The sequence below is a fragment of the Planktothrix rubescens CCAP 1459/22 genome, assembly GCA_904830895.1.
Lineage (GTDB): Bacteria > Cyanobacteriota > Cyanobacteriia > Cyanobacteriales > Microcoleaceae > Planktothrix > Planktothrix agardhii.
The window spans coordinates 72100-78572 of record LR882959.1 but is presented as its reverse complement, the minus strand read 5'-3'; the positions used below and the strand labels follow the sequence as shown (position 1 = coordinate 78572).

At 41.9% G+C, this 6473-nt stretch carries 4 protein-coding genes and 2 pseudogenes; all 6 read left to right on the top strand.

What is annotated here, in order from left to right:
* A pseudogene (locus tag NMG86_RS25140) lies at window positions 1-226 on the top strand (AMP-binding protein); the annotation flags it as partial.
* Window positions 227-351: 125 nt separating this feature from the next.
* Complete coding sequence (locus NMG86_RS25135; protein ID WP_026798331.1) at window positions 352-618, top strand: acyl carrier protein; 267 nt, start codon at window positions 352-354, stop codon at window positions 616-618.
* A gap of 118 nt (window positions 619-736) precedes the next feature.
* The gene (locus NMG86_RS25130; RefSeq protein ID WP_499103741.1) at window positions 737-1246 is read left to right on the top strand and encodes a class I SAM-dependent DNA methyltransferase; all 510 of its coding nucleotides are present in this window, start codon (window positions 737-739) and stop codon (window positions 1244-1246) included.
* 555 nt (window positions 1247-1801) lie between these two features.
* Window positions 1802-2381 (top strand): annotated as a pseudogene (locus NMG86_RS25125) (hypothetical protein).
* Between the two features lie 35 nt (window positions 2382-2416).
* A complete protein-coding gene (locus NMG86_RS25120; RefSeq protein WP_499103740.1) occupies window positions 2417-2992 on the top strand; it encodes a hypothetical protein in 576 nt (191 codons plus the stop codon).
* A gap of 31 nt (window positions 2993-3023) precedes the next feature.
* Window positions 3024-6425 carry a type I polyketide synthase gene (locus NMG86_RS25115; RefSeq protein WP_499103739.1) on the top strand — a complete coding sequence of 1134 codons (3402 nt, stop codon included), beginning with the start codon at window positions 3024-3026 and terminating at the stop codon, window positions 6423-6425.
* Window positions 6426-6473 lie beyond the last annotated feature (48 nt).

Below are 6473 nucleotides of genomic sequence, written 5' to 3'. Positions count from 1 at the left end.
AGTGGAGCGCACCTGGCTCCGCAAGATAGATATAGACGAGGTAAAAAGAGCTATCCGTAAAGCCGTCGTCCAGGAATATGATTTACAGGTTTACGCGATCGCGCTGATCAGGACTGGCAGTTTACCGAAAACCTCTAGCGGCAAAATTCAGCGTCGTAGCTGTCGGGCCAAATTTTTAGAGGGAAGCCTGGAGATTGTGGCGAAGAAAATTGCTCAATGGACTTAATGTGTTAAGTTGTTATGTCAGTTAAGTCCCCGACGATTTTTTTGTATTCACTTAAATCTAAAGTTCTTTGGTTTTAGAACGCCTGAAAAGTTAGTTTCATTTCAAATAGAGTAAATCTAAATTTAATGATCACAGAAATCCAAAACGACAAAAAACAACCGACCCTAACTGAAATTCAAAACTGGTTAGTGGCTTACATGACAGAGATGATGGAAGTGGACGAAGATGAAATTGATCTGAGCGTTCCCTTTGATGAGTATGGTCTGGATTCTTCTATGGCAGTTGCCTTGATCGCTGATCTAGAGGATTGGTTAGGACGAGAGTTAGATCGTACTTTGATTTACGATTATCCGACCCTAGAAAAGTTGGCTAAACAAGTCAGTGAATCCTAACACTTTTGCTGATTTATGCTAGAAAATCTTGATTTTCGGAACTTAATAATCTAAAGTTAATTAAGTTCCGCTAAAATGCTCTATGAATATTTGATGAATATCAACAGAAGGTTCTAAAATGACAACTTTTGGCAAATCTATGTCTCATTACTATGATCTAGTGGTAGGGCATAATAAAGGTTTCAACAAAGATTACACCAAGGAAGTGGAGTTTATTCACAATTTAGTTCAGACTTACACTACTGAAGCGAAATCTATCCTAGACTTGGGCTGTGGTACGGGTTATCATGCCGCTCTTTTGGCACAGAAAGGGTATTCTGTACATGGCGTTGATCTAAGTGCTGAAATGTTAGAGCAAGCTAAAACTCGTATTGAAGATGAAAAAATGGCTTCTTGTCTGAGTTTTTCTCAAGGGGATATTTGTGAAATCCATTTAAATCGTCAATTTGATGTTATTCTTGCTCTATTTCATGTAGTAACTATCAAACAACAAATCAAAATTACTGCCAACTTTTGCAACGTTAAAAATCATTTAAAAGCTGGAGGGATTTTTATTTGTGATGTGTCATACGGGCCTTATAGCTTGGAGAATTTAAAAATCGGCCTACAGCATCAATATCGCGTTTAGAGGATGAGTGCAATGGCAACAAAATAAACTATATCAGTGGGAACTTAATTTTTAACTAATGAAAACATAATGCAAGTTACTCACAATTTATTGATATAAATCAAGAAAATCAACTTATAGAAAATTCTCAAGAAACACACACTCAACGCTATCTTTTAAGCCTGAAGTGGCGTTATTGGCTGATATGTGTCAATTGACCACTATTGATGCGATGCCTGGCTTGAACAAAGTCCTTTGACAAACATTCCCTGTCCTTCAGTTTGTTTGTTATTGGACATAAGACCACTGATTAGTCCTAAACTTCTGCTTAAAAAAAATCCAACTTACATTATTCTCTGAAAACACACAAGCCATGAATACGATTCAAGACCCCAAGACCATGCAGGAAAATTCTCCCATCTTAAATCAGTCAATCCCAAGACCCCTCAAACTGAATAATACTAATTATCGTCACAATCTCGAATCTGACTATACCGAAAAAATTGAAACCCTTGCAAAAGCTTTGATTATGCCAGTAATAGTGAGCATCTATGGGGAGACCCCGAACTGTCAATTTTGTATGGAACTCCCCTCTATGAGCAAGCTTCTGACTCTCAAAAGTTAGCTCTCAATCATTTATATTGGGGGCGCAGTATGATTACATCGCTGCCAGTGAAGCAAGTACAATTAACTACAATCAGGTGACGGCTGGTGTCTTTGCTAAAGTCGGTGGCTATGATTCTCTTTGCTCAACCTTAGATCATGAAGCGATCAAGAAAAATACCATATTCACGCCTTTCAAACTATTGGTAGCAAAACAAAAATTGCTCTTTTAGGAAAACAAGCTTTAAAACTAAAGTCCAATAAAAACTCAGCTTCCAAGCCTGGGACAAGTAAAAAAGTAACCTCGAAATTAGGAGAGCAAATTTTGAACCTCAGTTCAACTTCTTCCTATTCGGAATTACAATATAAAGGCTTGCGTTCTTTGAGTAAAGCTCTGATCAAAAACTCATCAGAGTATTATTCTTCTTATTTATTAGAATTAGAAAAAAAAGGTGTATTTCTAAATGCTTCCAATAAAGGCTATTTTGGGGTAGCAAATCCTCAGCCTTTGTTACAATTTTCGCTTTTCATTGGGGTAGTTCTCCCTTTTTAGCCTGTCAGCACTATACCTATCGTTTAACGGGTAATATGGGCTTAAAAAATTATGAACATAAATATTCTCGTTATTTCAGGGAATTGGAAAGAAAAGGAGAATTTATTCCCGTTCCTACGGCGATTTCCCATTATCATCTTTTAGATGAAGCTTTTCACACCACGACTTCCCAATTAATTGGTCGTGATTTGTATAAGGAATTTTCTAAGCCCACGGCCTATGAACAATTTATCGGAAATTTGGTTTTCTATAGGATGCAACGGGGATTTTTAGGAAATTTATCAATGGGAATGGTTTCTATTTTTCGAGAAGATTCTTCTTTCCTGTCCTATTACGATAAAATTCTGCGATCGCCTTTGTTTGGAATGTCGGAAGCAGAGTCCCTATATTGGCTAGAGAAATGTTTATGTCAAGAGCATCAAGGCTTTGATGTGCAAGTTAAGTATCATCAAAAAATGCTTAAGAATATGCTGCGTTTAACCGATAATTTGGATTATCTATGGCCCGTTAACCGTGAAATGCAAATAATGAAAGCGGGGGGATCAATTGACCGAGCGATCGCCAATAACGTCAAGGCTTTTCGTCAATTCAAAGAAACTGTAACCGCTTAAATTAGGACTTTGGCAGTAAGGACTCTTTTCTATGGAACCCATCGCAATTATTGGTATTGGTTGTCGTTTTCCAGGGGCTGACAATCCAGAGGCTTTTTGGCAACTGATGCAAGCTGGAGTGGATGCGATCGCCGATGTTCCTCCGGGCCGCTGGGATATTGACAATTTTTATGATCCTACGCCTGGCACTGCCAAGAAAATGTATAGTCGCCAGGGCGGTTTTCTGAAAAATGTTGATCAATTTGACCCGCAATTTTTCCGCATTTCTCCCCTAGAAGCCAACTATCTAGACCCTCAGCAAAGACTGTTGCTAGAAGTTGCTTGGGAAGCCTTAGAAAATGCCGCGATTGTGCCTGAAACTTTGGTTGGTAGTAAATCAGGGGTTTTTATTGGTATCAGTGATGTAGATTATCATCGCTTGGCTTACCAAAGTCCCCCTAACTTAACGGCCTATGTAGGTACAGGAAATAGTACGAGTATTGCGGCTAATCGTTTGTCCTATGTATTTGATCTGCGTGGCCCCAGTTTGGCCTTAGATACCGCTTGCTCTTCTTCCCTCGTGGCCGTTCACCTGGCCTGTCAGAGTTTGCAAAATCAGGAATCGAACCTCTGTTTAGTGGGAGGAGTTAACCTCATTTTGTCACCAGAGACAACCATCGTTTTCTCCCAAGCCAGAATGATGGCCCCCGACAGTCGTTGCAAGACCTTTGATGCTAGTGCCGATGGTTATGTGCGATCGGAAGGCTGTGGGATGGTGGTACTTAAACGTTTGAGGGATGCAATTGAAGACGGCGATCGCGTTTTAGCGGTGATTAAAGGTTCAGCCGTTAATCAGGATGGTCTGAGTAATGGACTGACTGCGCCGAATGGCCCCGCTCAACAGGCCGTTATTCGTCAAGCTCTGGAAAATGCCCAGGTAGAACCCGCCCAAATTAGCTACATCGAAGCTCATGGTACGGGTACAGAATTGGGTGATCCGATCGAAGTTAAATCCCTGAAAGCGGTTTTGGGTGAAAAGCGATCGCTCGATCAAACTTGTTGGCTGGGTTCCGTTAAAACTAATATTGGTCATTTAGAAGCGGCGGCAGGCATGGCAGGTCTGATTAAGGTCGTTCTCTGCTTACAACACCAAGAAATTCCCCCCAATCTCCACTTTAAAACCCTTAATCCCTATATTTCCCTAGCTGAAACGCCCTTTGCTATTCCCACTCAGCCCCAACCCTGGCAGATTAAACCAAATTCTTCTGGTGAAAACGGTGTAGAACTACGTTTAGCTGGTATTAGTTCCTTTGGTTTTGGGGGAACAAATGCCCATGTTATTGTCAGCGAAGCTCCTGCAAATACTCAGATAGCCCCAGAAATTGAGCAGAAACCCATTGAACGTCCCTGGCATTTACTAACCTTATCCGCCAAGAATGAAGAAGCCTTAAAAGCATCAGCCCATCGTTATCAACAGTATTTAACCGAGCATCCTGAAATTCGCCTAGATGATGTTTGTTTTACGGCCAATAGTCGGCGATCGCACTTTAATCATCGTTTAGCTCTGGTTGCTAAAAATGAGCTAGAAATGAGGCAGAAGTTAGAGGATTTTTGCAGTCTAGAAAAAACAAAAGAAACTAAGAATTTCAAAAAAAGAAAAAGCCCTAAAATTGTCTTTTTATTCGCAGGTCAGGGTTGCCAATATGTGGGCATGGGTCGTCAACTGTACGAAACCCAACCAACCTTTCGGAAAACCCTGGATCGCTGTGCTGAAATTTTGCAACCCTATTTAGATAAACCGCTCCTAGAAATTCTTTATCCCTCTGACTTAGACCCTGAAACAGCAAGTTTTTACCTAGAGCAGACTGCCTATACCCAACCTGCTTTATTCGCCCTGGAGTATGCCCTAGCAGAATTATGGCGTTCCTGGGGAATTGAACCTACGGTGGTAGTCGGTCACAGTGTCGGTGAATATGTGGCGGCCACCGTTGCAGGAGCCTTAAGCCTAGAAGACGGGCTAACACTCATTGCCAAACGGGGAAAACTGATGCAATCTCTCCCCAAAGAAGGGGCAATGGCCGCAGTCTTTGCCTCGGAAGATCGGGTTAAAGCCGCAATTCAGCCATATAAAACAGAAGTGGCCATTGCGGCCATTAATAGCCCAGAAAATATCGTTATTTCAGGAAAAGCGACGGTGATCGCCCAAATTATCGTTCACTTAACCACAGCAGGAATAGAAGTCCGTCCTCTGAAAGTTTCCCATGCTTTTCACTCGCCTTTAATGGAACCGATTTTGGATTCCCTAGAACAGGCGGCTGATCAAGTTGCCTACCAACCTTTGCAGGTTCCTTTAGTTGACAATTTAACAGGGAAAATCTTACCAGAGGGGGAAACCATTACTGCTCGTTACTGGCGCGATCAGGCAGAAAAACCTGTAAAATTCTTAGCGGATATTCAAAGCCTGATAGAGCAGAAATTTAATCTCTTTTTGGAGGTCAGTCCCAAACCGATCTTATCTCGATTAGGTCAACAATGTTGCCAAGAAAAACCAGCCACCTGGCTATTTTCCCTAGCACCTCCCCAGCAAGACTGGCAAAACCTGCTAAATAGTTTGGCTATTCTCTACGATTCTCAGGGAGCCAAAATTAACTGGGAGGGCTTTGATCGAGATTATCCGAAAAATTTACTCGCCTTACCGACCTATCCTTTCCAACGTCAACGCTATTGGCTTGCAACTGTAAACCCGACCTCACAAGAAACAACCATGATCCTGAATGCCCCTGACTCCCAAACCATCCTCACCGATAAACGACAACAGGAAATTCTGGTCACGTTACAAACCTTAGTCGGAAATTTACTGCAACTGGCTCCTGCTGATGTCAATGTTCATAAACCTTTTCTGGAGATTGGGGCAGATTCAATTGTCATGGTTGAGGCGGTCAGACGCATTGAAAATACCTACGGCGTTAAAATTGCCATGCGTCAGTTGTTTGAGGAGTTATCAACCTTAGATGCTTTAGCAACTTATTTAGCTCAGAATGCAGCTAGTAATGTCCAGACTGCTCAAATTAATACTGAAGTATCTTCTACGCCCATTGCCTGTGACCATAACCGATCGCCCAATGTCACGCTGAGTTCTAATACCAACGGCTTTCAAGGTCAGACGGCTTCTCCAGTATTTTCGGAGATAGTCCCCAATATCAAAGTGCCTCAAGTTTTCGTACCACAGCCTAGTATGGTGGCAGCAACGGTATCACAGGTTTCTAGTTCTGTCCTGGAAAGCATTATGGGTCAACAGTTACAACTGATGGCCAAACAGTTAGAAGTCTTGCAAACGGCCAATTTCCAACCGACCATCGCTGTAAGCACGGACAATTCCCAATCTTCCATAGCTCAAGTTAAACCCACTCCTCCCCCTCTCCCCCTCTCCCAGGGCTGTTTCAAAGTCAGGTGAAAAAGAGTAAAGAAAGAGCGATCGCCACCTGATAAAATGGAGAGCGAT

Coding starts and splice junctions, on each gene's coding strand:
- NMG86_RS25135 (WP_026798331.1), top strand. CDS start 352: ATGATCACAGAAATCCAAAACGACAAAAAACAACCGACCCTAACTGAA.
- NMG86_RS25130 (WP_499103741.1), top strand. CDS start 737: ATGACAACTTTTGGCAAATCTATGTCTCATTACTATGATCTAGTGGTA.
- NMG86_RS25120 (WP_499103740.1), top strand. CDS start 2,417: ATGGGCTTAAAAAATTATGAACATAAATATTCTCGTTATTTCAGGGAA.
- NMG86_RS25115 (WP_499103739.1), top strand. CDS start 3,024: ATGGAACCCATCGCAATTATTGGTATTGGTTGTCGTTTTCCAGGGGCT.